Genomic DNA, 23,728 nt, shown 5'->3' with positions numbered 1-23,728 from the left:
CCATGGACCAAGCCCATTCCGACGATCCTAGCGCAGCCCGCCCCGAGGGACAGGCCCCGGAAGGGCGTGCGTCCTTCGGTTTCCGCGACGTGCCGGCGGCCGAAAAGGCGGGCCTGGTGCGCGAGGTCTTCGCCAGCGTGGCGCCGCGCTACGACCTGATGAACGACCTGATGTCGGGCGGCGTGCACCGGCTCTGGAAGAACGCCATGGTCGACGTGGTTAACCCGCGGCCGGGCGAGAAGCTTCTGGATGTAGCGGGCGGCACCGGCGACATCGCCTTCCGCCTGCTGCGCCGTCAGGGCGAACGGCCCGACGTCACCGTGTGCGACATCAATCCGGCGATGCTCGAGGTCGGGCGCGACCGCGCCGTCGACCAAGGCCTGCTACAGGGGCTCACCTGGGCGACCGGCGATGCGGAGCACCTGCCGTTCCCGGATCGCTCGTTCGATGCCTATACGATCGCCTTCGGTCTGCGGAACGTCACCGACATCGACCAGGCGCTGCGCGATGCCTGTCGCGTGCTGAAGCCCGGCGGCCGCTTCTATTGCCTGGAGTTCAGCAAGGTGACTTCGGCGCCGGTCGGCCGCGTCTATGACGCCTATTCGGAGCGCGCGCTGCCGTTCTTCGGCAAGGTCATTGCCCGGGACGCCGAGTCCTACCGCTATCTCCACGAGAGCATCCGCCGCTTTCCGCCCCAGCGCGAGCTGGCGGCGCGCATGCGGGCCGCCGGCTTCGAGAACGTCTCCTGGCGCGACATGTCGCTGGGCGTCGTGGCGCTGCATCAGGGCTGGCGCATCTAGATGTTCCGCGCACTCCGCAATGCCTGGCGCCTGTTGCGCATGGCGGTGAGCTTCGCTCGCCACGACGCGCTGTTTCCGCTCGAGTCGCTGGGCATCGCGCCGGCGCTGATCGCCTGGGCCCGTCTCTTCGCGCCGCGCAACGACCCGCGCCGGCCCGGCGAGCGGCTGGCGGCGGCGCTGCAGGACATGGGACCGTCCTTCATCAAGCTTGGCCAGGCGCTCTCGACCCGCGCCGACCTGCTGAGCGAGGAGGTGGCCGCCGATCTCGCGCGCCTGCAGGACCATATCCCGGCGTTTCCCGGCGCGGAGGCGCGCCGCATCATCGAAAGCGAACTCGGGCAGCCGCTCGGCACCATCTTCTCGCAGTTCGACGACGTGCCGGTGGCGGCGGCGTCGATTGCCCAGGTGCATTTCGCGGTCACCGCCGACGGTCGCGATGTCGCCGTGAAGGTGCTGCGACCCGGCATCGCCAAGGCCTTCGAACGGGACCTCGATCTCTTCTACTGGGTCGCCGAACTGGTCGAGCGCACGCAGCCGCGCTTCCGCCGCCTGAAGCCGGTCGAATCGGTGCGCGCCTTCGCCGATGTCGTGCGTGTCGAGATGGACCTGCGCATGGAGGCGGCGGCGGCCGAGGAACTGGGCGAGAATTTCGCCGACGATCCGAATTATCGGACGCCGAAGATCGACTGGGACCGCACTGCCGAGCGCGTGATGACGCAGGAGCGGGTCGACGGCATCCCGATCGGGGATCGCGACGCCATCATCGCCGCCGGCCACGATCCGCACGAGATCATGCGGAAGTGCGCCGAAGCCTTCTTCTATCAGGTGTTCCGCGACGGCTTCTTCCATGCCGACATGCACGGCGGCAACGCCTTCGTCGATCGCCAGGGCACCATCGTGCCGGTCGATTTCGGCATCATGGGGCGGGTCGACGAGGCCACGCGCGGTTATCTCGCCGAGCTGCTGGTCGCCTTCCTGCGGCGCGACTATCGCGCCGTCGCCGAGGTCCAGTTCCGGGCGGGCTATGTGCCGCCCGACCAGTCGCTCGAAACCTTCGCGCAGGCCTGCCGCTCGATCGGCGAGCCGATCTTCGGCAAGCCCAGCCATCAGATCTCGATCGCCCGCCTGCTGGCGCAGATGCTGCGCGTCACCGAGCAGTTCGAGATGACGGTCCAGCCGCAGCTGCTGCTCTTGCAGAAGACCATGCTGATGGCGGAAGGCATGGGCACCAAGCTCAACCCTCACGTCAACATCTGGGAGCTGGCGCGGCCGCTGATCGAGGACTGGATGGTCACCCATTTCGGTCCGCGTGCCACCGTCGGCCGCGCGGTCGACGATCTCGCCCAGGGGCTGCGCCGCCTGCCGCGCCTCATCGACAGCCTGCATCTCGTGGCCGAGCACGAGCGGCGCAAGGCCGAGCGCGACGCGCTGGAGCCGCCTCGGGGTGGCCGGCTGTGGCGGCCCGGTTTCTCCGAGACCGTCGCCATCCTGGCCCTGGTGGCCGCCATCGCCGCCTGGTGGCAGTGAGCTCGTGACCACCGATCAGATCGTCGTCGGCCTCGTGATCTTCCTGCTCGCAGGCACCGTCAAGGGCCTGGTCGGACTGGGTCTGCCGGCCATCTCGATCGCGCTGATGTCGCTCTTCCTGCCGTTGTCGGAAGCGGTGGCGCTGATCGCGCTGCCGACGATCATCACCAATGTATGGCAGGCATCGGTGGGCGGTCATTTCTGGCACATCGTTCGCCGTCAGTGGCCGCTGATGTTACCGCTCACGGTCGTGCTTTATCTAACGGTCTGGCTGATCGGCCAGAAGGGGCCCGGCTGGGCCTTCCTGGTGCTGGGCACGGTGCTGATCGTCTACAGCACGCTCGGCCTGCTGCGCATCCGCCTCACCATCCACGCCGATCTCGAGAAGCCGCTGGCGCCGGTCATCGGTGTCGTGTCGGGTTTCGTGGCAGGCCTGGTGGGCGTGCCGATCATTCCGCTGATGCCCTACCTGCAAGGGCTCGACATCAAGCCGGTCGAGCTCGTGCAGACCCTGGGCGTCGTGCTGTGCGCCACGTCCCTGACCCTGACCGCCTCGCTCCTGTTCTTCGGCGTGCTCGACGGGCCGCGTGCCGTCGTCTCGGCCGCTGCCGTGGTTCCCGCGATCGGCGGCATGTGGCTCGGCCAGCAGATCCGGTCGCGGCTCTCGGTGGAGCAGTTCCGCCTGGCCGTCTTCTGGGCGCTGCTGCTGACCGGCCTCTATACTGTCGCCACCCGGCTCTTGTGATAGGTTGACGGCCATGTTGCACGGCAAGCGTATCCTGCTGATCGTCGCGGGCGGCATAGCGGCCTTCAAGTCGGCGGAGCTGATCCGGCTCCTGCGCGGGCGTGGCGCTTCGGTGCGCTGCGTGCTGACGGAAGCCGGCGCGAAATTCGTGACGCCGCTCACCCTCCAGGCGCTCTCGGAAGACCGCGTCTACGGCGACATGTTCTCCCTCACCGACGAGAGCGAGATGGGCCACATCCAGCTCTCGCGCGATGCCGACCTGCTGGTCGTGGCGCCGGCGACCGCCGATCTGCTGGCGCGCATGGCGGGTGGCCTGGCCAACGATCTCGCGGCCACCGTCCTGCTCGCCACCGACAAGCCGGTGCTCGCGGCGCCGGCAATGAACGTGCGCATGTGGACCCATGCCGCGACCGTCGCCAACGTCGAAACGCTCCGCAGGCGCGGCATCGTCTTCGTGGGGCCGAACGAGGGCGCCATGGCCTGCAACGAACACGGCCCCGGCCGCATGTCGGAGCCGGCCGAGATCGTCGCCGCCATCGAAGCGATTCTGGTGCGCGACCGGCCGCTCGCCGGCCGGCGCGCCCTGGTCACTTCGGGCCCGACCCGCGAGGCGCTCGATCCGGTGCGCTTCATCTCCAACCATTCCTCGGGCAAGCAGGGCCATGCCATCGCGGCGGCCCTCGCGGAACTCGGCGCCGACGTGACCCTGGTGAGCGGACCGGTCGGGGTGCCGGACCCTCCGGCTGTGAAGGTGGTGCGCATCGAATCGGCTGACCAGATGCTCGCGGCCTGTCTCGATGCAGGCGTGCTCGACATCGCCGTCTGCGCCGCCGCCGTCGCCGACTGGAAGGCGGCCAGACCCGCCACCGGCAAGATCAAGAAACAGGCAGGCGCGCCGCCGCCGGCACTTGAACTGTCGCCCAATCCCGACATTCTGGCGACGCTGTCACGGCCCGGCCCCGGCCGGCCGGCCCTGGTCGTGGGATTTGCCGCGGAGACGGAGAACGTGGTGGCGAATGCCGTCGAAAAGCGCACCCGCAAGGGCTGCGACTGGATCGTGGCCAATGACGTGTCGCCGGCCACCGGCACTTTCGGCGGCGAGCGCAACACCGTGCACCTGATCACGGAAGCGGGCACCGAGGACTGGCCGCCGCTCGGCAAGGGCGATGTCGCCCGGCGCCTGGCCGGGCGGATCGCGCTGCATCTCGCGCAGGCAGGCAAGGCACAGGCGGCAGAGTGAATGCCCGGCCCGATTTCGAAAGGGCTCGGACTTTTTGATTAATGGGGAGCCGATGAAGGGCATCGAGAGCGTCGAAATCGAGATCGTGCGGCTGCCGCACGGCCATGACCTGCCGTTGCCCGACTATGCGACGGCCGCCGCCGCCGGAGCGGACCTGCTGGCGGCGATCGACCAGCCCATCGAGCTGGGGCCGCTCGAGCGCCGGATCGTTCCGACCGGTGTCTCCATTGCCCTTCCGGTGGGGTTCGAGGCCCAGGTCCGGCCGCGCTCCGGTCTTGCCGCCAAGCACGGCGTCACGGTCGCCAACGCCCCCGGCACCATCGATGCCGACTATCGCGGCGAGGTCGGCGTCATCCTGATTAACCTCGGGCGGGAGCCGTTCCGCATCGAGCGCGGCATGCGAATTGCACAGATTATCATTGCGCGTCATGCCCGTGCCGCTTGGCGAGAGGTCTCGACCCTCGACGAGACGGCACGCGGCGCCGGCGGTTTCGGGTCGACGGGCGTAACGGCCGGCTCGATCAAGAGGGCCTGAAGAGGGACGAGAAAACGGATGCCTCGCCTCAGCAAGAAGACGATGTTCGCGATCGAAGCGGTTTTCGACGTGGCTTTCCACGTCGGCGATCACCCGGTGCGCAGCGGCGACATCACCGAGCGCCAGCGCATCCCCAAACGATATCTCGAACAGGTCCTGCAGCATCTGGTGCGCGCCGGCATCCTCTCGGGCAAACGCGGGCCGCGGGGCGGCTACCGGCTGGGGCGGGAAAAGGCCAGCATCACCCTGGGCGAGGTCGTGCGGGTGGTGCGCAACCTCGAGGTCGAGACCGAGCCCAGCGATCCCTCGATCGGCTCGCCGCTCGCGCATGAGGTGGTGTGGCCGCTGTGGGAGAAGCTGCGCGAGGAAATGATGGCGCAACTCGACAACGTGACCATCGAGGATCTCTGCCAGCAGGCGCGCTCCAAGGGGCTCAACGTTGCGGCCGTGCAACCCCACGCGGGCCACGCGACGATCTGATATACAGCTCCCCGATTTCATCCGGAGGAGCAAGACATGGCCAAGAAGACCGCTGTCGCGAAGGCGAAGAAAGCCAAGCCCGCACCGCGCAATAAGAAGCTCTACGACGAAGGCATGAAGATGCGGAAGGCCGTGCTCGGCGCGGCCTATGTCGACAACTCGCTGGCCGGCGCGGCCGACGACGAGTTCATGATGGCCTTCCAGGACATCACCACCGAATACTGCTGGGGCTATGCCTGGACGCGGCCGGGCCTCTCGAAGAAGAACCGCTCGATGCTGAACCTCGCGATGCTGGCGGCGCTCAACCGCGGCCCCGAGCTCAAGCTGCACATCAACGGTGCCCTGAACAACGGCCTGACCAAGGACGAGATCAAGGAGATCTTCCTCCAGGTCGCGATCTATTGCGGTATTCCGGCCAGCCTCGACGCCTTCAAGACCGCCCGCGACGTCTTCAAGGACCGCGGCATCTGAACCATGGCCACGGTGAGGCCGGCACGGCCCGGTGAGGAGGCCAGCCTCACCGCGCTCTGCCTCAGGTCGAAGGCGCATTGGGGCTACGACGCGGAGTTCATGCGGCTCTGCGTCCCCTCGCTCACGGTCGAGGAGCGCAGCATCGCCGAGGGGCGCGTGCTGGTGGCGACCGACGAGACCGGTCAAACGGTCGGTACCGTCAGTGTCGGTCGTAACGGTGACGATGCCGAGCTTGCGCTGATGTTCGTCGAGCCGACCGCCATGGGCGGCGGGACGGGCCGCCTGCTGTTCGAGGCCGCGGTCGGGCTGGCGCGAAAGCTGGGATACCCGCGCATGACGATCCTCGCCGACGTGAACGCCGCCCGCTTCTACGAGCGCATGGGCGCGCGCTTTCTGCGAAACGAGCCGTCGGATGCGATTCCCGGTCGCGTCCTGCCGTTCTATGAATATGACCTCACGTCAGGAGCCTCGTCATGACCACGCTCGCACCCCCCGCCACGATCGCCTTCATCGGCCTCGGCATGATGGGCCGCCCGATGGCGACCCGCCTCGTCGAGGCGGGCTTCACGCTGCGCGTGTTCGACGTCTCGCAGAAGGCGGTCTCCGATTTCGTCGGCGCCCATCCGTCGGCGCTGGCCACGGCCTCGGCGAAGGCCGCCGCCCAGGGCGCCGCGGCGCTGATCACGATGCTGCCCGACGGCAAGATCGTGCGGCAGGCCATCCTCGAAGGGCGGGACCCCGCGATCGAGGGGCTTGAAGCGGGCGCGGTGGTCATGGACATGAGCTCGTCCAACCCGGTCGACACCCAGAAGCTCGCCAGGGATCTCGCGGGCCGCGGCGTGGCGCTGCTCGATGCGCCGGTTTCCGGTGGCGTGAAGCGCGCGATCGACGGTTCGCTCAGCATCATGGTGGGCGGCGCGGCCGCCGATCTCGAACGGGCGCGGCCCGTCTTCGGCGCCATGGGCAAGACCATCACGCTCTGCGGTCCCGCCGGCGCCGGTCATGCGCTGAAGGCCCTGAACAACTATCTTTCGGCCGCCGGCCTGGTCGCCATGTGCGAGGCCCTGGTCGTGGGCGAATCGTTCGGGCTCGATCCCGGAACGATGGTCGACGTCTTCAACAGCTCGACCGGCAAGAGCAACGCCACCGAGGTAAAGGGCCGCCAGTTCGTCGTGTCGCGCACTTTCGCGGCCGGCTTCACGACCGCACTGATGGCCAAGGACCTGCGCACCGCGGGTGACGTCGCCAATCATCTCAAGGTCAACGTACCGGGCCTTCAGCAGGCCGTGGCCTACTGGACGGCGGCCGACGGCAAGCTGGGCAAGGGCGCCGACCATACCGAGATCTTCCGCTACGCCGAGATGCTGGCCGAGGGCGAGTAGCCGGAGGGAGCGATGGCGCGCGCGTTCACCCTCGATGGGACCTACATCCACTTGAAGGCGGACGACAGCGCCCGAACCCTGGAAGGCGGCGAGCGCTTCTGGGCAGGCATCGGGGAGCGCTGCGACCTCGGCGAGGGCCGGCTGATGGGCGCGAGCGACCAGGGCAGGGACTGGGACCATTGGGAGCGCCACCCGGCGGGCGACGAGATCCTGACCCTCCTGTCGGGCGAAATGGAGCTGATCCTGGATGAGCCCGAGGGTGAGCAGCGGGTACGGCTGAAGGCCGGGGAGACCTTCATCGTCCCGCGTGGCGTCTGGCACCGCGGACTCGTGAAGGAGCCCGGCCGGCTGGTGTTCCTGACGCCGGTGCCGGCACCGAGCATCGGCCTGTGGACCCGCACGCGGCGCCCCGCCGCGACTGAGGCGTCTTTACAGGGGTGGCGACGGCCCCTATAGAAAAGCCGCACAGGGCCCTTGGTGCCGCCTCCCCGGCGGAAACTCGAAGGGGCCCGTCCCGTACGACATGGCGCTATCTCAGACTTCGACCGCCCCGGTCGCTGCAAGCGCGTGCATCATTCCCCAGAAGACTGAAGACCCATGAATCTCCAAGACCTCAAAAAGAAGAAGCCTCCCGAACTCCTGGCCTTTGCCGAAGAGCAGGGCGTGGAGGGTGCGGCGATGATGCGCCGCCAGGAGCTGATGTTCGCCATCCTCCAGAAGCTGGCCGCCGCCGACCAGGCGATCTTCGGCGTCGGCACCATCGAGGTGATTCCCGACGGTTTCGGCTATCTGCGCTCGATGGAAGCCAACTACCTGCCCGGCGCCGACGACATCTATGTCAGCCCCCAGCAGGTCCGTAAGTTCGGCCTGCGCACCGGCGACACCGTCGAGGGCGAGATCCGCGCACCCAAGGACGGCGAGCGCTACTTCGCCATGGTGCAGATCAACAAGATCAACTTCGACGATCCCGACTCGCTGCGTCATCGCATCAACTTCGACTCGCTGACGCCGCTCTATCCCGATGAGAAGCTGAAGCTCGAGCTCGACGGTGGAGCGGCCGCCATGGCCCCGGCCATCACCGAGGAAGCCATCGGGGGGGCGAAGGCGACCTCGTCGGGACGGGTCGGCGCGCGTCGTACCGGCACGCTGACCAAGAAGGCCGGCACGACGCCGCAGCAGCAGCTCGACATCTCGACCCGCGTGATCGACCTGATCGCGCCGATCGGCAAGGGCCAGCGCGCCCTGATCGTGTCGCCGCCGCGCACCGGCAAGACGGTGCTGCTGCAGAACATCGCGCACGCCATCACCGCCAACAATCCCGAGGTCTTCCTCATGGTGCTGCTCGTCGACGAGCGCCCCGAGGAAGTGACCGACATGCAGCGCACCGTGAAGGGCGAGGTCGTGAGTTCGACCTTCGACGAGCCGGCCAGCCGCCACGTCGCCGTCGCCGAAATGGTGATCGAGAAGGCCAAGCGCCTGGTCGAGCACAAGAAGGACGTGGTGATCCTGCTCGATTCGATCACCCGTCTGGGGCGTGCCTACAACACCGTCGTGCCGAGCTCCGGCAAGGTGCTGACCGGCGGTGTCGACGCCAATGCCCTGCAGCGTCCGAAGCGCTTCTTCGGTGCCGCCCGCAACATCGAGGAAGGCGGCTCGCTGACCATCATCGCGACCGCCCTGATCGATACCGGCTCCCGCATGGACGAAGTCATCTTCGAAGAGTTCAAGGGCACCGGTAACTCGGAAATCATCCTCGACCGCAAGGTCTCCGACAAGCGCACCTTCCCGGCGATCGACATCACCAAGTCGGGCACCCGCAAGGAAGAGCTGCTGGTCGACCGTGCGACGCTCTCCAAGATGTGGGTGCTGCGCCGCATCCTCATGCCGATGGGCGCCGTCGATGCGATCGAGTTCCTGCTCGACAAGCTCCGCACCTCGAAGACCAACCAGGATTTCTTCGGGTCGATGAATCAGTAACGCGCCTTCTCGCAGCTTTGCCCTGCAGGGCAAAGCTGCTGTGGCGCGGGTGGGCGGCAGCGCTTGTAACCAAGCGCGAGTCAGGCGCTGTAAACAGCGCCGACCCACACGGCTCAGAAAGACAAGAACTCAAAAGAGCGCCGCTTGTCGGCGCTCTTCGCTTTTCTAAGGCAGATCCCGAGCCTCCCGGCTCGACGCAAACCACAGCCAGATCAACGCCTGCATCACCAGCAGGGCGACCGTCACGACCTGATGCGCCCCGGGGCGCGACAGGCCGTGCGCGGCCTCCATCCAGGCCAGCGCCGGCCCGATCGCCGCCTGCACCACGAACGCGATCAGCATGCAGATGAGGTTCAGCGTCGTGTTGACCCGGCCGGCCAGCTCAGGCGCGAAGGCGCGCGTCACCAGCGCATAGCAGACCACCGACATGCCGCCGAACATCACATAGGCGAACCACAGCAGCTTCGGCGCGGCCGTGACATTGAGCGCGATGGGCACGTGGATCGCGAGGAACAGCATCCCGTAGACCAGCAGCACCCGGCCGCCGCGTATGCCGCGCCGGTGCAGCAGGTCGACGATCATGCCGCTGAAGAAATAGCCTGGCACGATGGCGATCGAGAGCACGAACAGCGCGACGCCGACCGAGGGCTCATCGAGATGCGCGACGTCGCGCAGCCAGCCTGCGGCCCAGAAGCTCGCATAGCAGACCCACACACCGAGGGAGAATGTCGGCGCCAGTCCCGCCTTCCAGAAAAGCGGCGTGCGCAGCACGCCCATCAGACCGCTCAGTTCGTCGGCCAGCCGGCCCTTGCCGCCGCGTTCGTAGCGGGGAGCGGCAAGCAGTTGGTAGATGGCCACGGCGACGGTGATCGCGGCGAGACCCAGGAAGACCTCCCGCCAGTCGAAGTCGACCAGCAGCCACTGCACCGGGCGTGTGGCCATCGCGGCGCCCAGCCCGCCGAACGTCATCATGACCGCGTTGACCAGCGGCAGGCGGCCGATCGGCCAGTAGAGGACGTTGGCCTTGAAGCCGCACATCAGTGCCACCGACAGGCCAAGGCCGATCAGGGCGCGGCCGATGCTCAGCATGACGACGTCCTGGCCGAGCGCGAAGATGACGGCCCCCAGCGCGGTCGCCAGCAGCATGACGGGCGCCACGCGGCGCGGACCGAAGCGATCGAGGGCCACGCCGGCCGGAAGCTGGGCCACCGTGAAGGCTGCCAGATACATCGACGTCACGACGCCGATGGCGGCCTCGTCGAGGCCGAGTTCGCTGCGCAGCGCGGGCGCGACCACGGCATTGAGCGAGCGGAACAGGAAGCTCAGGAAATAGCCGAAGGCAAACGGCAGGAACGCCGTCAGAACGAGCTTCAAGGGCGGTCGCCCGTCCTGGCGAACACCGCGCTCGCATGAACGATGCGCTCCTCGCCGACCTTCAGGTAGCAGTTGGCGAAGGCCAGCCGTCCGCCGACCTTCTGAACGTCGACATGGGCCTCGACCCAGTCGCCGATCTTCGCCGAACCGGCGAAGTCGGTCTTCACGCTGGCGGTCACGATCAGCGGCGAGGGCGTCTGGCTGCGCGTCGTGCGATAGCCCAGCGAGATGTCGCACAGGGTCATGAGGATGCCGCCATGGGCGACGCCGCGCGCATTGGCGTGCTTGGGCTGGATGCGCAGGCCGACCACGAAGGTGCCGTCGCCGTTCTCGCGATAGAAGAACGGCCCGTTATGGTCGAGGAACGGGCTGGTGCGGAACAGCGGCTCGTAGCCGGCTGGTGGATCGGATGCTGGCGGGTTGCTCTCGTCCATGGATCAGGCCCCGAGATCGGCGGCGACTGCATGGCGCTGTGCCGCCGAGACGTCGACCCTGGGCCCGAACCACGCCTCGAAGCCGGGGCGGCCCTGGTGCAGCAACATGCCCAATCCGTCGATGCAGCGATTGCCGCGGGAACGGGCGGCGGCCAGCAGGTAGGTTTCCAGCGGCACGTAGACGATATCGTAGACCGCCGCGGTGTGCGGCAGTTTCGCCAGGTCGATGTCGAGAGCGGGCTGATCCATCATCCCGAGGGACGTCGTGTTGACCAGCAGGGTCGCGCCTTGCAGCAGCTCGGATCGCTCGTCCCACGAGCCGACCACGATGCGCTGCCCGCCCGGTGGAGTAAGCGCGACGGCCAGATCGATCGCGGTCTCGCGTGTCCGGTTGACCAGCCGCAGTTCGGGCACGCCGACATCGATCAGGCTCGCGACGATCGCGCGGGCGGCTCCGCCGGCGCCCAGCACCGCGACCGGCCCGGCGTCGGGCATCCAGTGTGGTGCGTTGTACTTCAGGGCCTCGAGGAAGCCGAACCCGTCGGTGTTGCGCCCCTCCAGCGTGCCGTCGGGCTGCTTCACGATGGTGTTCACGGCGCCGATCCGCCGCGCGACGGGGTCGATGCGATCGAGCAGCGGCAGGATCTCGACCTTGTGCGGCAGGGTGAGGTTGCAGCCGCGCGCGTTGGGCGTCTTCTTCAGGAAAGCAACCAGCTCCTCCAGCGCGGCGCGCTCGGGCTTCACGGGCAGCCGGCCGTAATGGCCGTCGACATGATGCTGTTTCAGCCAGAAACCATGCAGCGCGGGCGAGCGCGAATGCTGGACCGGCCAGCCGACGATGGCGGCGAAGGGCCGGCCCGCGGCCTCGGCGAGCAGGGTGTCGTAAGCGCTCATGAGGCTGTCTCCAGTCCGATGCCATGGCCGGCGAGAAACGAAAGCAGCGGCAACAGCGGCAGGCCGAGGATGGTGAAGTAGTCGCCTTCGACCTTGGTGAAGAGATGCGCGCCAACCCCTTCGAGCTGGTAGGCGCCGACCGAACCGGTCACCACTTCCCCGGCACGCGCGAGATAGGCGTCGAGGAACCGATCGGGCAGCGGCCGCATGGTGAGCCGTGCGCTGTCGTTGCAATGCCACAGCCGCACGCCGCCTCTCGCCACCACGACCGAGGAATGCAGCTCGTGGGTCTGACCGGCCAGCGCCTGAAGCTGTTTGCGCGCCGCTTCCATCGTCGGGGGCTTGTCGAACAGGCGGCCGTTGCAGGCCAGCGTCGAATCCGCGCCGATCACCAGCGCCTCGGGATGGCGCTTGGAGACGCGTTGCGCCTTGAGCTCGGCCAGCGTCTCCGCGATGTCCCGTGGCGTCGCTTTTTCAGCGGACAGGCTGAGCTTCACCTCGTCCTCGTCGACGCCGGACGTTTCGACCGAAAAGTCGAGGCCGGCATTCTGCAGCATCTGGCGACGCGAAACGCTGGCGGAGGCGAGGATCAGCATGGCCGCTACGCAGGCTCCAGGCGATAGAGTCCCCCACTGTCGGTGTGGGTGACGATGTAGAGGAGGCCGTCCGGCCCCTGACGAACGTCGCGGATATAGGGAAGCAGGTCGACGAGCAACCGCTCTTCCCCGACATAGCGGTCGCCGTCGAGCTCGATGCGGAACAGCGCGTTGTCGGACAGGGCGCCGGTGAAGACCGAGCCCTTCCAGCCGGGGAAGCGATCCCCGGTGTAGAAGGCGAGACCGCTCGGCGAGATCGAGGGGACCCAGACGCGCACCGGATCCTCCATCCCGGGCAGGCTCTTGTTCTGGCTGATCGTCGAACCGCTATAGTCGATGCCATGGGTTGCCCGCGGCCAGCCGTAGTTGGCGCCGGCCTTCAGCAGGTTGAGTTCGTCGCCGCCACGCGGCCCGTGCTCGACCAGCCAGATGCGGCCGGTACCGGGATGCATCGCCATGCCCTGCGGATTGCGATGGCCATAGCTGAAGATCTCCGGCCGCGCGCCCTCGCGGCCGACGAAGGGATTGTCCGCCGGGACCGTGCCGTCGTCGCGCAGCCGCACAACCTTGCCGCCGAGATCGGCGAGGTTCTGCGCGCGCTGCATCTGGTAGCGCTCACCGCAGGTCACGTAGAGGAATCCCGCCCGGTCGAAGACGACACGCGAGCCGAAATGTAGACCACCGGACGTGCGGGGCAGGGCCTCGAAGATCCGCTGCACGCCGACCAGGGCGTTGTTTCGGAACTCGGCCCGCGCCAGCACCGTCGCGGCGCCTCCGTCGCCTTCGCCTGAATACGTCAGATAGAGCTGGGCGTTCCGGGCGAAGTCGGGATGCAGACAAATGTCGAGCAGCCCGCCCTGGCCGCGCGCGTAGACCTTCGGCAGGCCGCCGACCGGCGCCCGCTCCAGGCGGCCATTGGCGAAGATCCGCAGACGCCCCGGCCGCTCCGTGATCAGCAGGCGGCCGTCGGGCAGGAAGGCCATGCCCCAAGGCTGTTCGAGATCGAGTGTGAGCATCCTCAGGCTGTAGGAAGCCTTGCTGCTGCGCAGGATCTGCTGGGCGCGCGCCACGGCGGGAGCGGCCAGCGCGGCAGCGGTCCCGACCAGAAGCTGTCGACGTTCGAGAAAGACCTTCCCGCGCATAAACTCTCCTGTCGAAAGCCGCCGGGCTGGCGCATGAAAAGCCGGTCACTATACTCGACGCACGCAAGCAGGCGACGTTCCTCGGTCGCCGCAGCAAGGGGAGAAATTCGAGATGTCCAAGTCCATTCTGATTCACGAGAACGGCGGCCCGGAGAAGATGCAGTTCGAGGACGTCGAGGTCGGCAAGCCCGGTCCCGGCCAGGTCAAACTGCGTCACACGGCGATCGGCCTGAACTTCATCGACGTCTACACCCGCTCCGGCCTGTATCAGACGCCCCTGCCCAACGCGGTCGGCCGTGAGGCCGCCGGCGTGATCGTCGAGGTCGGCGCCCGGGTGAAGGGTTTCAAGAAGGGCGACCGCGTCGCCTATTGCGGCGTGCTGGGTGCCTACTGCCAGGAGCGCCTGATGGGCGTCGACCAGCTGGTGAAGGTGCCGGCGGGCGTGAGCGACGAGCAGGCTGCTGCCATCATGCTCAAGGGCATGACGACCGAGTATCTCGTCGACCGGACCGCCAAGGCGTGGCTGAAGAAGGGCGATACGATCCTGTTCCATGCCGCCGCCGGCGGTGTCGGCCTGCTGTTCGGCCAGTGGGCCAAGGCGCGCGGCTACAAGGTGATCGGCACGACCTCTTCGCCCGAGAAGGCCGCCCTCGCCAAGAAGAACGGCTACAAGTGGGTGATCGACTATACCAAGCAGGACATCGTGGCCGAGGTGAAGAAGATCACCAAGAACAAGGGCGTGCCCGTGGTGTTCGACGGCGTCGGCAAGGACACCTGGGCGGCCTCGCTCGACTGCCTGCAGCCGCGCGGTCTGATGGTCTCCTTCGGCAATGCCTCGGGTGCCGTCGCGCCGGTGCCGATCGGAATCCTCAACGCCAAGGGCTCGCTCTATGTCACGCGTCCCAGCCTCGCCGCCTACACCGCCACGCGCGCCGACCTCGAGGCCAGCGCCCGGTCGCTGTTCAAGATGGTGAAGAGCGGCAAGGTGAAGATTTCGATCGACCAGCACTATCCGCTGGCCGAGGCCGCGCAGGCGCATATCGACCTGGAGAGCCGCAAGACCACCGGCCAGACCGTCCTGGTCCCCTAAAAGTCCCTCCAATCAGGAAAGAGTCGCATCGGCCTTTCAAAAATGGCCTCACCCTGAGGAGCGCTCCGCAAGGAGCGCGTCTCGAAGGGTGGGCACGAGCACCACGTCTGTTGCCCATCCTTCGAGACGGCCCTTCGGGCCTCCTCAGGATGAGGTGAGGGGGAAACGTGAAACGGGAAGACCCTAAATGGTCATCGTCGGACTGACCGGCTCGATCGGCATGGGAAAATCGACCGCAGCGAAAATGCTGCGGGAGATGGGTGTGCCCGTGTACGACGCCGATGCTGCCGTCCATGCGTTGCAAGCGCCGGGCGGCGCGGCGCTGCCCGGCATCGAGGCGGCGTTTCCCGGGGTTGTGAACGCGGGCGTGCTCGACCGTCAGGCGCTGGGCGCCCGCGTCTTCGGCAACAAGGAAGCGCTGCGGCGACTGGAGGCGATCGTGCATCCGCTCGTCCACCGCATGCAGCGCGCCTTCCTGCGGCGCGCCGCGCTGGCAGGCGAGACGCTGGTCGTGCTCGACATCCCGCTGCTGTTCGAGGGGATGGGCGAGCGTCGCGTCGACGCCACTCTCGTCGTCAGCGCGCCGGCCTTCCTGCAGCGCCGGCGCGTCATGGCGCGGCCCGGCATGACCGCCGAGAAGTTCGAAGGCATCCTGCGCCAGCAGGTGCCGGACGCGCTGAAGCGGCGCAAGGCCAGCATCGTGATCCCGACCGGCATGGGCCTCGCACCGACGCGGGCCGCCCTTCGCGAGGCCGTGGCCGAGTTGCGCGGCCTGCGCGGACAGTTCTGGCCGCCCAATCCGTGGCGGGAGAAATTCACAGCCCGTCTCGCCCGCGCGCGTCGCAAGTAGGCGGCCAATCAGGCTACAAGAGCGGGATGCGTGAAGTCGTCCTCGATACCGAGACCACCGGCCTCGATCCGCTCTCCGGCAACCGCGTGGTCGAGATCGGCTGCATCGAGCTGGTGAACCTCGTGGCCACCGGCCGCTCGCTGCAGCTCTATCTGAATCCCGAGATGCCGATGCCGGCCGGGGCGCAGGAAGTACACGGCCTCTCCGACGAATTCCTGGCCGACAAACCGCTGTTCGCTGACAAGGTCGAGGAGCTGCTGGAGTTCCTGGGGGATGCCCAGCTCGTCATCCACAACGCACAGTTCGATCTGGGCTTCCTGAACGCCGAACTCGCGCGCGTCGGCAAGCCCAAGCTGGCGAACGATTATATCGACACCGTCACGATGGCGCGCCGCAAGTTTCCCGGCCAGCGCGCCAGCCTGGACGCGCTATGCGATCGATTCGGGATCGACAACGCCAAGCGCACAAAGCATGGCGCTCTGCTCGATTCGGAGCTTCTGGCGGAAGTCTATCTGGAGCTGAGCGGTGGCCGGCAGCGCGACCTCGGTCTGGCGCCAGAGATGGTCGCGGCGGGTGTGCAAGGCCTCATGGACCAGAGCCGGCCCATCCGGCCGCCCCGGCCGCATGCGGCGAGCCCTGCCGAGCTCGTCGCACATGCCGAGTTCCTGAAGAAGATCAGCGATCCTCTCTGGCTGAAGGCCGACGCTTAGGCGTGACCGACCGGACCGGCGGGCATGCCGGGCGCCTGGCCGCCATTGGCCTCGAGCTGCTGGCGGTAGAGTGCCACGAAGTCGACCGGTGCGATGTTGAGCGGCGGAAAGCCCGCCTCGCGCGTGGCGTTGGCCACGATGGCGCGCGCGAACGGGAAGAGCAGGCGCGGCGTCTCGATGAAGAGCATCGGGCCGAAAGCCTCCTGCGGGATCTCACCCAGGGTGACGGTGCCGCCATAGACCAGTTCGAGCATGAACAGCGGCTCTTTCTCCGGCGTATGCGCGGAGGCCTCGATGGTGAGCGACACTTCGAAGGTCTTGGCGTCGAACTGACGATTGGCGACCTGCACGTTCAGCGTGAGCTGCGGCTGCGTCTGCTCGATCAGGCTCTGCGGCGCGCGCGGATTCTCGAAGCTGAAATCCTTGATGTACTGGCCGTGCATCGTAAGGGGGGCGGCGGGGCCGGCCTGGGCAGTCGTGCCGGCGGGCGGGGCGGACGGCGGAGGGGTGGTCGTCATGGCGCTCTTCCAATCGTCTTGGACAAAAGTTTGCTGCGGCGCGGCGGTACCATGCAGGGCTGCACTGCACAAGCAGCGGCCAGGAGCGAGCGCGGGCCGATTGCCAAGACACGGGGCAGCGGTGAAAATACCTCTCCCGCTATTTGCACGTCCCGGCAGCCAATGACTCGCAGTTCTTCACGCCCCCTGATCGGTGTTTCCGCCTGTCTCAAGGAGAACGGACGAGGCGGCTGGCATCACACGGTCGGCGAGAAGTATGTCCAGGCAGCGCTGCGCGCCGTCGGCGGCCTGCCCGTCCTGATCCCCGCCATCGGCCCGGAATTCGACGACGAACCCGGATTCATCGAGGCCATGGACCGGCTGCTCGACAGTCTCGACGGCGTGCTGCTGACCGGCAGCCCGTCCAATGTCGAGCCGCATCACTATGGCAAGGAGAGCCGCGAGGGCACGCAGCACGACCCCGCCCGCGATTCGACGACCCTGCCGCTGATCCGGCACACGATCGACCGCGGCGTGCCGCTGTTCGCAATCTGCCGCGGCCTGCAGGAGGTCAATGTCGCGCTGGGCGGCTCGCTGCACCAGCATGTGCACGAGGTCGAGGGACGGCGCGATCACCGCTCACCCAAGTCGCCCGACATGGATGTGAACTACGCGCCGGCACACGACATCGATATCGCCGAGGGCGGGATGCTGCAGAGCCTGCTGGCCACCCGCCGCGTGAAGGTGAATTCGCTGCACGGCCAGGGCGTCGACGTCCTGGCGCCCCGCGCACGGGTCGAGGCGACCTGCTGCGAGGACGGGCAGGTCGAGGCGCTGAGCGTGCCCGACGCACCGGGCTTCGTGCTCGCGCTGCAGTGGCATCCCGAATACAAGGCGCTCGAGAACCCGGTCTCGATGAAGCTCTTCGATGCCTTCGCGGCCGCCTGCCGCGAACGCATGGCGGCACGGGCCGCACCGATGCTGCGCGCCGCCGAATAGGCATTCAGTGTCCTCGCCGACCACGGGAAACAACGCGCGGCGCGACTTCTACGAGCGCATCGGCGGGCTTTCGATGGCGCCGCTCTGGGAATCGCTGCACCAGCTCGTGCCGCCCCGGCCGGCGCCAAAGTACCAGGCCGCGCACTGGGACTACGACAAGGTGCGGCCGTTCCTGATGGAGTCGGGCTCCCTGATCACGGCCAGGGAAGCGGTGCGGCGGGTGCTGATCCTCGAGAATCCGGCCATGACGGGCAGCGCCTGCATCACCCCCACGCTCTATGCCGGCCTGCAGCTGATCCTGCCGGGCGAGGTGGCCCCCAGCCATCGCCATACCCAGTCGGCCCTGCGCTTCATCGTCGAAGGCGCGGGCGCCTACACGGCGGTCGATGGCGAGCGCACGATCATGCACGAGGGCGACTTCGTCATCACGCCGACCTGGACCTGGCACGATCACGGCAACGATTCGTCGCAGCCGATGGTGTGGCTGGACGGGCTCGACATCCCGCTCGTGGCGATGTTCAACGCGGGCTTCGCCGAGACCGGCGAAACCGACGAGCAGGTCGTGACGACGCCGCAGGGCACCTCCGACGCGAAGTTCGCGAGCGGTCTCCTGCCGGTGGACTGGAAGCCGTCGCGGCAGACCTCGCCGATCTTCAATTATCCCTATGCGCGCACGCGCGAGGCGCTCGACGGGCTGGCCCGCGCCGGCGCGCCCGATCCCTGCCACGGCTACAAGCTGCGCTACGTCAATCCGGCGAACGGCGGCGCGCCGATCGCCACCATGGGCACCTTCATGCAGCTCCTGCCGAAGGGCTTTGCGACGGCGCCCTATCGCAGCACCGACGGCACGGTGTTCTCGGTCGTCGAGGGTGAAGGCGAGAGCCGGATCGGCGACACGGTGATGCGCTGGAAGAAGCGCGACCATTTCGTCGTGCCGAGCTGGGCCCGGGTCGAGCATCGCGCCGACAGCGACGCCGTCCTCTTCTCCTTCTCCGATCGCCCGATCCAGGAGAAGCTCGACCTGTGGCGCGAAGAACGCGGCGGGAAATAGTCTTCTCGTCATCTCGACCGGAGCGCCGCAGGCGCGGAGGGGAGAGATCTCTTCTCCACGATCTGCAGCCTTTTGGCTGAGGCAAGGTCTCTCCACGACGCGCCTGCGGCGCTCCGGTCGAGACGACGGGTCTTTTACTTTTCGAGCCAGCCTGCTTCTCTGACGCTGTCCCGGTAGGTCTTGCTGACGGGCACGTGCAGGCCGTTGCGCAGGATCAGGACGAGCCGGCCCGGAGTGCGGTCGACCGAGGCGACGGCGCCCTCTGCGACCCACCAGGAGCGATGGACCTGCCGACCACGGTCAGGCCCTAGCTCTGACAGCGCATCGCGCAGACGCATCAGTATCAGGTCGCTGCCGAGGGCAGTGTGGATGCGGAGATAGTGGTCCTCCATCTCCAGCGCGATCAGGTCGCGGCCCAGGGCCGGCGGGATGCGGCGGAAGAAATCGGGTAGGGCCGGGGCCGGCTGGCTGGACGCGGGTTTGGACGCCGGCAGGGCGGCGACGCGTTCGCGCTCGGCATCTGCCTTCGCCCGCAGGCGCTGCTCGACGAACAGGCCGATCATCACCGAGACGACCACGGTCAGGAAGGCGTTCTCGGGATACAGTTGCGGTGCGAGTGAAAGCGGGATGGGTCGCACCAGCCAGGAATGAACGGCGATGACCTCGAAGGTGCTGGGGACCGCCGCCAGCAGCCCGACCAGGGTCATCCGACCCGCCACCGGCCAGCGGTCGATCGGCTCGATGGTCCCGAACCAGGCGGCCAGAAGGACCACCTGGATCCAGCTCAAGGCGCCAATGATGCCGAAATGGGCCAGCCGCTGGACGAGGTCCATGCGCTGGTAGGTGCCGAACGGACCGAGCACGGCCAGCACCAGCGCGATGCCGAGGACCGGCAGAAGCTGATACGGCAACGACCGGACGTAGGGCGATTCGCGCATCGTGAACGGATGAATGACGGCAGATGGCGAAAAACACCAGCCTTTCCGCGAAGCGATGATGGAGCCGGACCGGTAGCGCAGGGAAGGTGAAGGGCAACGCCATCTTCTCCGGGGTCCCCAATGTCATCACTTTACGAAACCGTACTTCAGATCGTCAGGAACACCCCGCTCTGGGTGTGGCCGCTGATGGTCCTTGTCGTCTGGCTGGGAATTCTCGGGCTCCGTTCCCGCACCCTGCCACTGTGGCGGCTGGCGGCGCTGCCGGCCGTCGGACTGGTCCTGTCCTTCGTCGGACTCGGTCAGGCCGCCCAGCCTGCGCTGGCCCTGGTCGCCTGGCTGGCGGCATTGGCGGTCGCGCTGCCGTTGGGCTTCCTGCTGGGCCGCCGTCGCACCGTGCGACACCTCGACGATGGACGGCTGGAGATCGCCGGCGGCTGGTTCATGCTGGTCTTCGGCCTCTCAATCTTTGCTGCACGCTATGCGCTGGGTGTGATCTTCGGGATGGCGCCGGCGCTCCGGGCCGACCCGTTGTGGATCGCCCTGGCCGGCGCTGTCGGCGGCTTCGTGGCGGGGATCGGCCTTGGTTGGCTGGGCGGCGTGGGCGGACGGTCCAACCGCTGGGTCCAGCGGCTCGGCGCGGTGCCCGCGATCCTGCTGCTGGTCGTCGCGGCGGGGTTCGGTGGCGCGATCGTCTTCAGCACACCCGGTGAACTTCCGCGCCTGATGGCGGGCGATTCGCTGCCCGGCATGTCGGCCTGGAACATGGCCGAACTTCCTCCGGTCGAGCGCGTGGCGGCGCGCGACGGTGCGCCGCTCGCCTACCGCGTCTATCCGGCACGGGCCGACCGCGCCGTCGTGCTGGTCCACGGCTCGTCGAGCGCCAGCATCTCGATGCACAAGTCGGCGCAGGCGCTGCAGGCGGCCGGCGCGACGGTCTATTCGATCAGCCTGCGCGGCCATGGCGGCAGCGGCACGGCGAAAGGCGACACGTCGTATCGCGACCAGCTCGACGACGATCTCACGGATTTCGTGAAGGCGGTCGGTCTCACCGATTCCAGGATCCGCAAGACGCTGATCGGCTTCTCGTCCGGCGGCGGGTTCGTCTTGCGCACGGCGAGCGGCGCCAACCGGCAGGCCTTCGATGCCTATCTCGCGATCTCGCCCTACATCGCGCAGGATGCACCCACCACGCGACCGGCCTCCGGCGGCTGGGCGAGTGTGGCGGTGCCGCGCGTGGCCGCCCTCACGATCCTCGATGGCTTCGGTCTGCCGTGGTTCCAGGGACTTCCCGTGGTGCGCTTCGCCACGGCGTCGGCGCCGAGCGAGAATCGCACGCCGGCCTATTCCTTCCGGCTCGCTGCCGGCCTCCAGCTCAGCCGCAACTGGCGGAGCGAGATTGCTCGCATCGACCGGCCCATGATCGTCGCCGTCGGGGCGGATGACGAACTGTTCCGGGCCGAGCAGTACGCGCCGCTGCTCAGGGAACTGAATCCGCGTATTTCGGTGGAGGTCGTGCCGGGCCTTGGCCATCTCGACATGATCGCGCAGCAACGGGCCTGCGCAGCCATCGCCGCTCTCTGGCGGCAGCTCTCAGGCGAGAGCGGGACCTGAGGTCATCAGGCGACACGCTTCTTTTGCGCCACGACCGAACCGGCGCACTGGTCGGGCGGCAGCGGGCGGAGCTGGGTGTCGTAGGCGTCGGCGAATTCGGCGCGGAACGGCTGCCCGTCGCGCTGATACATCGAGATGAAGAGGGTGCAGGCGTCCGACTTGTAGCGCAGCACGCGGGCCGTTCCGTCCTTGCGATCGAGCTGCGGGGCGCCGAACAGCGCGACCAGTTGCGCTTCGTCCAGCCCCTTGATGCGATCGGCGGGGATCGGCGAGCCGGCGTTGCGCGAACTGAAGACGCCCTTCTCGCCGGCCCCCAGCGAGTATTCCTGAGAGCCGCCCGTCTGGCACCCGGCCAGCAGAAGGGTGGCCGCGAGCGCCCCAAATGCAGATTTCATGGCCTTCACTCTAACGCGGCGTCACCGGCCGGTTAAGAGGCGGCTTCAGGGTTTGGGCGATGTGGACCATCATCGCCATGCCGAGCACCGGGACGATCAGGTTGAGGATCGGGATTGTGCCCAGGAAGACGATGAGGATACCGCTGAGCCAGAGGGTGCCGAGATTGGCCTTGCGCCAGGCCTTGACCTCCGCCGGATCGCGCCGGCGCAAGGCAACCTGCTCGTAATATTCCCGGCCCGCCAGCCAGCCGTTGACGCCGTAGAAGAGGACGGCGCCCAGCCCGGCGACGAACAGGGCCACCACATAGAAGGGCAGCATCACGAGGTTGATGGCGAGCAGCGCGAACAGGAACACGATGCCCGACCAGAGCCCGGTCCAGAGCGGGATGCCACGCGCCGGGCCGAGATGAGGATAGTGCCGCGCCTCGACGATGTCGGCGATCCGCTCCATGAACACCGAAATGACGATGCCAAAGCTCGCCGGGAACAGCATCAGCGCCAGGACGGCGACCGCGCCGCCGCCCAGCCAGCGGATCGTCTCGTTCACCCATGACCACTGGAAGGTCGCAAAGGACTGCAGCGCCCACCAGGCCAACACGCCCAGCGCGATCTGCAGCACCAGCGACAGCGCCAGCGACTGCCAGACGATGACGCGCAGCTTGGGATCGCCGAGCTGCTGCACCGCCAGTTCGAAGGCACGGATCATGGGGTGTCCATCAGGTTGACGAGATCAGGCCTGCGGACCGACGACGCCGGACGCCTTCAGTTCCTCGATCTCCTTGGCCGAGAAACCACGCTCGCCGAGGATCTCGTCGGTATGCTGGCCGCGCTTCGCCGCGGGCCCCTTCACACCTTCCTTGGTGCGCGAGAAGCGCGGCGCGGCGGCCGGCTGCGCGAAGCCGGCGACGTCGACATAGGCGTTGCGTGCCTTGGCGTGGGGATGGTGCGGCGCTTCCTTCATGCTGAGCACCGGGGCGAAGCAGATGTCGGTGCCTTCCATGATCGCGCACCATTCGTCGCGTGTCTTGGTCTTGAAGATGGTGCCCAGCCGGTCCTTGAGCTGGCCCCAGGCCTTGCGATCCATCTGCGACGGCAGCGGCTCGTCCTTCAGGCCCGTCTTCTCGAGCAGCAGCGCGTAGAATTGCGGCTCGATCGAGCCGATGGAGACGTGTTTGCCGTCCCGGGTCTCGTAGGTGCCATAGAAGTGTGCGCCGCCATCGAGCATGTTGCCCTCGCGCTCGTCGCTCCACAGACCGGCTCCGGCCATGCCGTAGATCCCACCCAGCAGCAGGGCCGCGCCGTCGACCATGGCGGCATCGACCACCTGGCCCTTGCCGGAGCGCTGGGCCTCGAGCAGGCCGCACACCATGCCGAAGGCCAGCAGCATGCCGCCGCCGCCGAAATCGCCCACCAGGTTGAGCGGCGGCACCGGCTTGTCCTTGCCGCCGATCGCATGCAGCGCGCCGGTCAGGGCGATGTAGTTGATGTCGTGGCCGGCGGCCTTGGCGAGCGGGCCATCCTGTCCCCAGCCCGTCATGCGGCCGTAGACGAGCTTGGGATTGCGCGCGAGGCAGACGTCCGGGCCGAGGCCCAGACGCTCGGCGACGCCGGGGCGGAACGGCTCGGTCATGCCGTCGGCCTTTTCGATCAGGCGCAGCACGACCTCGACGCCTTCCTTGCTCTGCAGGTCGACGGAAACCGACCGGCGGCTCCTGTTGTGCACGGCGAACTTCGGATCGGCCAACCGGTCCATGACGTGCGCCTTGGTGCGATCGACCCGGATCACGTCGGCCCCCATGTCGCCCAGCATCATCGAGCACATCGGTCCCGGACCGATTCCGGCCAGCTCGACGATCGTCAGTCCAGAAAGCGGACCCGCCATGATTTCCTCCTGCAGAATGAGCGTTCTTCTGTCGAACCGTGATCGTAGCCGAAGGGTTCGGCGTTACAAAACCTGTCACGCGGTCTAAAGTCCGCGCCGCGATTGGGA

Annotated in this window: 27 protein-coding genes; 17 read left to right on the top strand and 10 right to left on the bottom strand. The window is 67.6% G+C overall.

Features of this window, described 5'->3' with window-relative positions:
• Positions 1-2: 2 nt before the first annotated feature.
• The 11 genes from ubiE to rho all read left to right on the top strand — a co-directional run bounded on the left by ubiE (position 3) and on the right by rho (position 9,157).
• Positions 3-800, top strand: a complete 798-nt coding sequence (ubiE, locus tag ACT6UX_RS09595) for a bifunctional demethylmenaquinone methyltransferase/2-methoxy-6-polyprenyl-1,4-benzoquinol methylase UbiE (RefSeq protein ID WP_444774925.1) — start codon at positions 3-5, stop codon at positions 798-800.
• Positions 801-2,327: a 2-polyprenylphenol 6-hydroxylase gene (gene ubiB, locus ACT6UX_RS09590; protein ID WP_444774924.1), complete on the top strand. Its 1,527-nt coding sequence runs from the start codon at positions 801-803 to the stop codon at positions 2,325-2,327.
• 4 nt (positions 2,328-2,331) lie between these two features.
• Positions 2,332-3,072, top strand: coding sequence for a sulfite exporter TauE/SafE family protein (locus ACT6UX_RS09585; protein WP_444774923.1), 741 nt, complete (start codon positions 2,332-2,334; stop codon positions 3,070-3,072).
• 13 nt (positions 3,073-3,085) lie between these two features.
• Entirely contained in the window at positions 3,086-4,312 is a 1,227-nt protein-coding gene (gene coaBC / locus ACT6UX_RS09580; RefSeq protein ID WP_444774922.1) for a bifunctional phosphopantothenoylcysteine decarboxylase/phosphopantothenate--cysteine ligase CoaBC, read from the top strand.
• A gap of 52 nt (positions 4,313-4,364) precedes the next feature.
• The gene (gene dut / locus ACT6UX_RS09575; RefSeq protein WP_444774921.1) at positions 4,365-4,847 is read left to right on the top strand and encodes a dUTP diphosphatase; all 483 of its coding nucleotides are present in this window, start codon (positions 4,365-4,367) and stop codon (positions 4,845-4,847) included.
• A gap of 18 nt (positions 4,848-4,865) precedes the next feature.
• Positions 4,866-5,327 carry an RrF2 family transcriptional regulator gene (locus ACT6UX_RS09570; RefSeq protein ID WP_444774920.1) on the top strand — a complete coding sequence of 154 codons (462 nt, stop codon included), beginning with the start codon at positions 4,866-4,868 and terminating at the stop codon, positions 5,325-5,327.
• Positions 5,328-5,363: 36 nt separating this feature from the next.
• Positions 5,364-5,798 (top strand): carboxymuconolactone decarboxylase family protein, encoded by a 435-nt coding sequence (locus ACT6UX_RS09565; RefSeq protein ID WP_296333097.1) that lies wholly within the window; start codon positions 5,364-5,366, stop codon positions 5,796-5,798.
• Positions 5,799-5,801: 3 nt separating this feature from the next.
• A complete protein-coding gene (locus ACT6UX_RS09560; RefSeq protein WP_444774919.1) occupies positions 5,802-6,275 on the top strand; it encodes a GNAT family N-acetyltransferase in 474 nt (157 codons plus the stop codon).
• On the top strand, positions 6,272-7,180 hold the full coding sequence (locus ACT6UX_RS09555; RefSeq protein WP_444774918.1) for an NAD(P)-dependent oxidoreductase: 909 nt from the start codon (positions 6,272-6,274) through the stop codon (positions 7,178-7,180). The genes ACT6UX_RS09560 and ACT6UX_RS09555 overlap by 4 nt, the downstream gene beginning before the upstream one ends.
• A gap of 12 nt (positions 7,181-7,192) precedes the next feature.
• Positions 7,193-7,636, top strand: a complete 444-nt coding sequence (locus tag ACT6UX_RS09550; protein ID WP_444774917.1) for a cupin domain-containing protein — start codon at positions 7,193-7,195, stop codon at positions 7,634-7,636.
• Positions 7,637-7,777: 141 nt separating this feature from the next.
• Positions 7,778-9,157: a transcription termination factor Rho gene (gene rho / locus ACT6UX_RS09545; protein ID WP_444774916.1), complete on the top strand. Its 1,380-nt coding sequence runs from the start codon at positions 7,778-7,780 to the stop codon at positions 9,155-9,157.
• Between the two features lie 165 nt (positions 9,158-9,322).
• On the opposite strand, the gene ACT6UX_RS09540 is transcribed toward rho, so the two are convergent.
• The 5 genes from ACT6UX_RS09540 to ACT6UX_RS09520 are packed head-to-tail and all read right to left on the bottom strand — an operon-like array spanning position 9,323 to position 13,597.
• On the bottom strand, positions 9,323-10,531 hold the full coding sequence (locus ACT6UX_RS09540; protein ID WP_444774915.1) for an MFS transporter: 1,209 nt from the start codon (positions 10,529-10,531) through the stop codon (positions 9,323-9,325).
• On the bottom strand, positions 10,528-10,965 hold the full coding sequence (locus ACT6UX_RS09535) for a PaaI family thioesterase (protein WP_444774914.1): 438 nt from the start codon (positions 10,963-10,965) through the stop codon (positions 10,528-10,530). The genes ACT6UX_RS09540 and ACT6UX_RS09535 overlap by 4 nt, the downstream gene beginning before the upstream one ends.
• Positions 10,966-10,968: 3 nt before the next feature.
• Positions 10,969-11,859 (bottom strand): shikimate dehydrogenase, encoded by an 891-nt coding sequence (locus ACT6UX_RS09530; RefSeq protein WP_444774913.1) that lies wholly within the window; start codon positions 11,857-11,859, stop codon positions 10,969-10,971.
• Positions 11,856-12,455 carry a Maf family protein gene (locus ACT6UX_RS09525; RefSeq protein ID WP_444774912.1) on the bottom strand — a complete coding sequence of 200 codons (600 nt, stop codon included), beginning with the start codon at positions 12,453-12,455 and terminating at the stop codon, positions 11,856-11,858. The genes ACT6UX_RS09530 and ACT6UX_RS09525 overlap by 4 nt, the downstream gene beginning before the upstream one ends.
• Before the next feature lie 5 nt (positions 12,456-12,460).
• Entirely contained in the window at positions 12,461-13,597 is a 1,137-nt protein-coding gene (locus tag ACT6UX_RS09520) for a PQQ-dependent sugar dehydrogenase (protein ID WP_444774911.1), read from the bottom strand.
• Positions 13,598-13,709: 112 nt separating this feature from the next.
• Here ACT6UX_RS09520 and ACT6UX_RS09515 point away from each other — a divergent pair, with 112 nt between their 5' ends.
• The 3 genes from ACT6UX_RS09515 to dnaQ all read left to right on the top strand — a co-directional run bounded on the left by ACT6UX_RS09515 (position 13,710) and on the right by dnaQ (position 16,247).
• Positions 13,710-14,687 carry a quinone oxidoreductase family protein gene (locus ACT6UX_RS09515; RefSeq protein ID WP_444774910.1) on the top strand — a complete coding sequence of 326 codons (978 nt, stop codon included), beginning with the start codon at positions 13,710-13,712 and terminating at the stop codon, positions 14,685-14,687.
• A gap of 187 nt (positions 14,688-14,874) precedes the next feature.
• Positions 14,875-15,537 (top strand): dephospho-CoA kinase, encoded by a 663-nt coding sequence (coaE, locus tag ACT6UX_RS09510; protein ID WP_444774909.1) that lies wholly within the window; start codon positions 14,875-14,877, stop codon positions 15,535-15,537.
• Positions 15,538-15,563: 26 nt separating this feature from the next.
• Positions 15,564-16,247, top strand: coding sequence for a DNA polymerase III subunit epsilon (gene dnaQ / locus ACT6UX_RS09505; RefSeq protein ID WP_444774908.1), 684 nt, complete (start codon positions 15,564-15,566; stop codon positions 16,245-16,247).
• Here the strand turns inward: dnaQ and secB are convergent.
• On the bottom strand, positions 16,244-16,765 hold the full coding sequence (gene secB / locus ACT6UX_RS09500; protein ID WP_444774907.1) for a protein-export chaperone SecB: 522 nt from the start codon (positions 16,763-16,765) through the stop codon (positions 16,244-16,246). The two genes, dnaQ and secB, sit on opposite strands and share 4 nt — an antisense overlap.
• A 162-nt stretch (positions 16,766-16,927) precedes the next feature.
• Here secB and ACT6UX_RS09495 point away from each other — a divergent pair, with 162 nt between their 5' ends.
• Positions 16,928-17,743 (top strand): gamma-glutamyl-gamma-aminobutyrate hydrolase family protein, encoded by an 816-nt coding sequence (locus tag ACT6UX_RS09495; protein WP_444774906.1) that lies wholly within the window; start codon positions 16,928-16,930, stop codon positions 17,741-17,743.
• Between the two features lie 7 nt (positions 17,744-17,750).
• Positions 17,751-18,794, top strand: coding sequence for a gentisate 1,2-dioxygenase (gene gtdA / locus ACT6UX_RS09490; RefSeq protein WP_444774905.1), 1,044 nt, complete (start codon positions 17,751-17,753; stop codon positions 18,792-18,794).
• Positions 18,795-18,928: 134 nt separating this feature from the next.
• Here gtdA and ACT6UX_RS09485 read toward each other — a convergent pair whose 3' ends face one another.
• Complete coding sequence (locus tag ACT6UX_RS09485) at positions 18,929-19,732, bottom strand: LytTR family DNA-binding domain-containing protein (protein WP_444774904.1); 804 nt, start codon at positions 19,730-19,732, stop codon at positions 18,929-18,931.
• 120 nt (positions 19,733-19,852) lie between these two features.
• On the opposite strand from ACT6UX_RS09485, the gene ACT6UX_RS09480 reads away from it, so the two are divergent.
• The gene (locus tag ACT6UX_RS09480) at positions 19,853-21,343 is read left to right on the top strand and encodes an alpha/beta fold hydrolase (protein ID WP_444774903.1); all 1,491 of its coding nucleotides are present in this window, start codon (positions 19,853-19,855) and stop codon (positions 21,341-21,343) included.
• A 5-nt stretch (positions 21,344-21,348) separates the two neighbouring features.
• Here the strand turns inward: ACT6UX_RS09480 and ACT6UX_RS09475 are convergent, their stop codons facing one another.
• The 3 genes from ACT6UX_RS09475 to ACT6UX_RS09465 are packed head-to-tail and all read right to left on the bottom strand — an operon-like array spanning position 21,349 to position 23,620.
• Positions 21,349-21,738: a hypothetical protein gene (locus ACT6UX_RS09475; protein ID WP_444774902.1), complete on the bottom strand. Its 390-nt coding sequence runs from the start codon at positions 21,736-21,738 to the stop codon at positions 21,349-21,351.
• Between the two features lie 10 nt (positions 21,739-21,748).
• Positions 21,749-22,444 carry an EI24 domain-containing protein gene (locus ACT6UX_RS09470; RefSeq protein ID WP_444774901.1) on the bottom strand — a complete coding sequence of 232 codons (696 nt, stop codon included), beginning with the start codon at positions 22,442-22,444 and terminating at the stop codon, positions 21,749-21,751.
• A 24-nt stretch (positions 22,445-22,468) separates the two neighbouring features.
• Positions 22,469-23,620, bottom strand: coding sequence for a CaiB/BaiF CoA transferase family protein (locus ACT6UX_RS09465; protein ID WP_444774900.1), 1,152 nt, complete (start codon positions 23,618-23,620; stop codon positions 22,469-22,471).
• Positions 23,621-23,728: the final 108 nt, after the last annotated feature.

Source organism: Reyranella sp. (assembly GCF_052439685.1).
In the GTDB taxonomy this organism is placed as follows: domain Bacteria; phylum Pseudomonadota; class Alphaproteobacteria; order Reyranellales; family Reyranellaceae; genus Reyranella.
Note: the sequence above shows the minus strand (reverse complement) of the source record. Positions and strands in the feature narration are given on the sequence as shown.

Coding starts and splice junctions, on each gene's coding strand:
- ubiE (WP_444774925.1), top strand. CDS start 3: ATGGACCAAGCCCATTCCGACGATCCTAGCGCAGCCCGCCCCGAGGGA.
- ubiB (WP_444774924.1), top strand. CDS start 801: ATGTTCCGCGCACTCCGCAATGCCTGGCGCCTGTTGCGCATGGCGGTG.
- coaBC (WP_444774922.1), top strand. CDS start 3,086: ATGTTGCACGGCAAGCGTATCCTGCTGATCGTCGCGGGCGGCATAGCG.
- dut (WP_444774921.1), top strand. CDS start 4,365: ATGAAGGGCATCGAGAGCGTCGAAATCGAGATCGTGCGGCTGCCGCAC.
- ACT6UX_RS09570 (WP_444774920.1), top strand. CDS start 4,866: ATGCCTCGCCTCAGCAAGAAGACGATGTTCGCGATCGAAGCGGTTTTC.
- ACT6UX_RS09565 (WP_296333097.1), top strand. CDS start 5,364: ATGGCCAAGAAGACCGCTGTCGCGAAGGCGAAGAAAGCCAAGCCCGCA.
- ACT6UX_RS09560 (WP_444774919.1), top strand. CDS start 5,802: ATGGCCACGGTGAGGCCGGCACGGCCCGGTGAGGAGGCCAGCCTCACC.
- ACT6UX_RS09555 (WP_444774918.1), top strand. CDS start 6,272: ATGACCACGCTCGCACCCCCCGCCACGATCGCCTTCATCGGCCTCGGC.
- ACT6UX_RS09550 (WP_444774917.1), top strand. CDS start 7,193: ATGGCGCGCGCGTTCACCCTCGATGGGACCTACATCCACTTGAAGGCG.
- rho (WP_444774916.1), top strand. CDS start 7,778: ATGAATCTCCAAGACCTCAAAAAGAAGAAGCCTCCCGAACTCCTGGCC.
- ACT6UX_RS09535 (WP_444774914.1), bottom strand. CDS start 10,965: ATGGACGAGAGCAACCCGCCAGCATCCGATCCACCAGCCGGCTACGAG.
- ACT6UX_RS09530 (WP_444774913.1), bottom strand. CDS start 11,859: ATGAGCGCTTACGACACCCTGCTCGCCGAGGCCGCGGGCCGGCCCTTC.
- ACT6UX_RS09525 (WP_444774912.1), bottom strand. CDS start 12,455: ATGCTGATCCTCGCCTCCGCCAGCGTTTCGCGTCGCCAGATGCTGCAG.
- ACT6UX_RS09520 (WP_444774911.1), bottom strand. CDS start 13,597: ATGCGCGGGAAGGTCTTTCTCGAACGTCGACAGCTTCTGGTCGGGACC.
- ACT6UX_RS09515 (WP_444774910.1), top strand. CDS start 13,710: ATGTCCAAGTCCATTCTGATTCACGAGAACGGCGGCCCGGAGAAGATG.
- coaE (WP_444774909.1), top strand. CDS start 14,875: ATGGTCATCGTCGGACTGACCGGCTCGATCGGCATGGGAAAATCGACC.
- dnaQ (WP_444774908.1), top strand. CDS start 15,564: ATGCGTGAAGTCGTCCTCGATACCGAGACCACCGGCCTCGATCCGCTC.
- secB (WP_444774907.1), bottom strand. CDS start 16,765: ATGACGACCACCCCTCCGCCGTCCGCCCCGCCCGCCGGCACGACTGCC.
- ACT6UX_RS09495 (WP_444774906.1), top strand. CDS start 16,928: ATGACTCGCAGTTCTTCACGCCCCCTGATCGGTGTTTCCGCCTGTCTC.
- ACT6UX_RS09485 (WP_444774904.1), bottom strand. CDS start 19,732: ATGCGCGAATCGCCCTACGTCCGGTCGTTGCCGTATCAGCTTCTGCCG.
- ACT6UX_RS09480 (WP_444774903.1), top strand. CDS start 19,853: ATGTCATCACTTTACGAAACCGTACTTCAGATCGTCAGGAACACCCCG.
- ACT6UX_RS09475 (WP_444774902.1), bottom strand. CDS start 21,738: ATGAAATCTGCATTTGGGGCGCTCGCGGCCACCCTTCTGCTGGCCGGG.
- ACT6UX_RS09470 (WP_444774901.1), bottom strand. CDS start 22,444: ATGATCCGTGCCTTCGAACTGGCGGTGCAGCAGCTCGGCGATCCCAAG.
- ACT6UX_RS09465 (WP_444774900.1), bottom strand. CDS start 23,620: ATGGCGGGTCCGCTTTCTGGACTGACGATCGTCGAGCTGGCCGGAATC.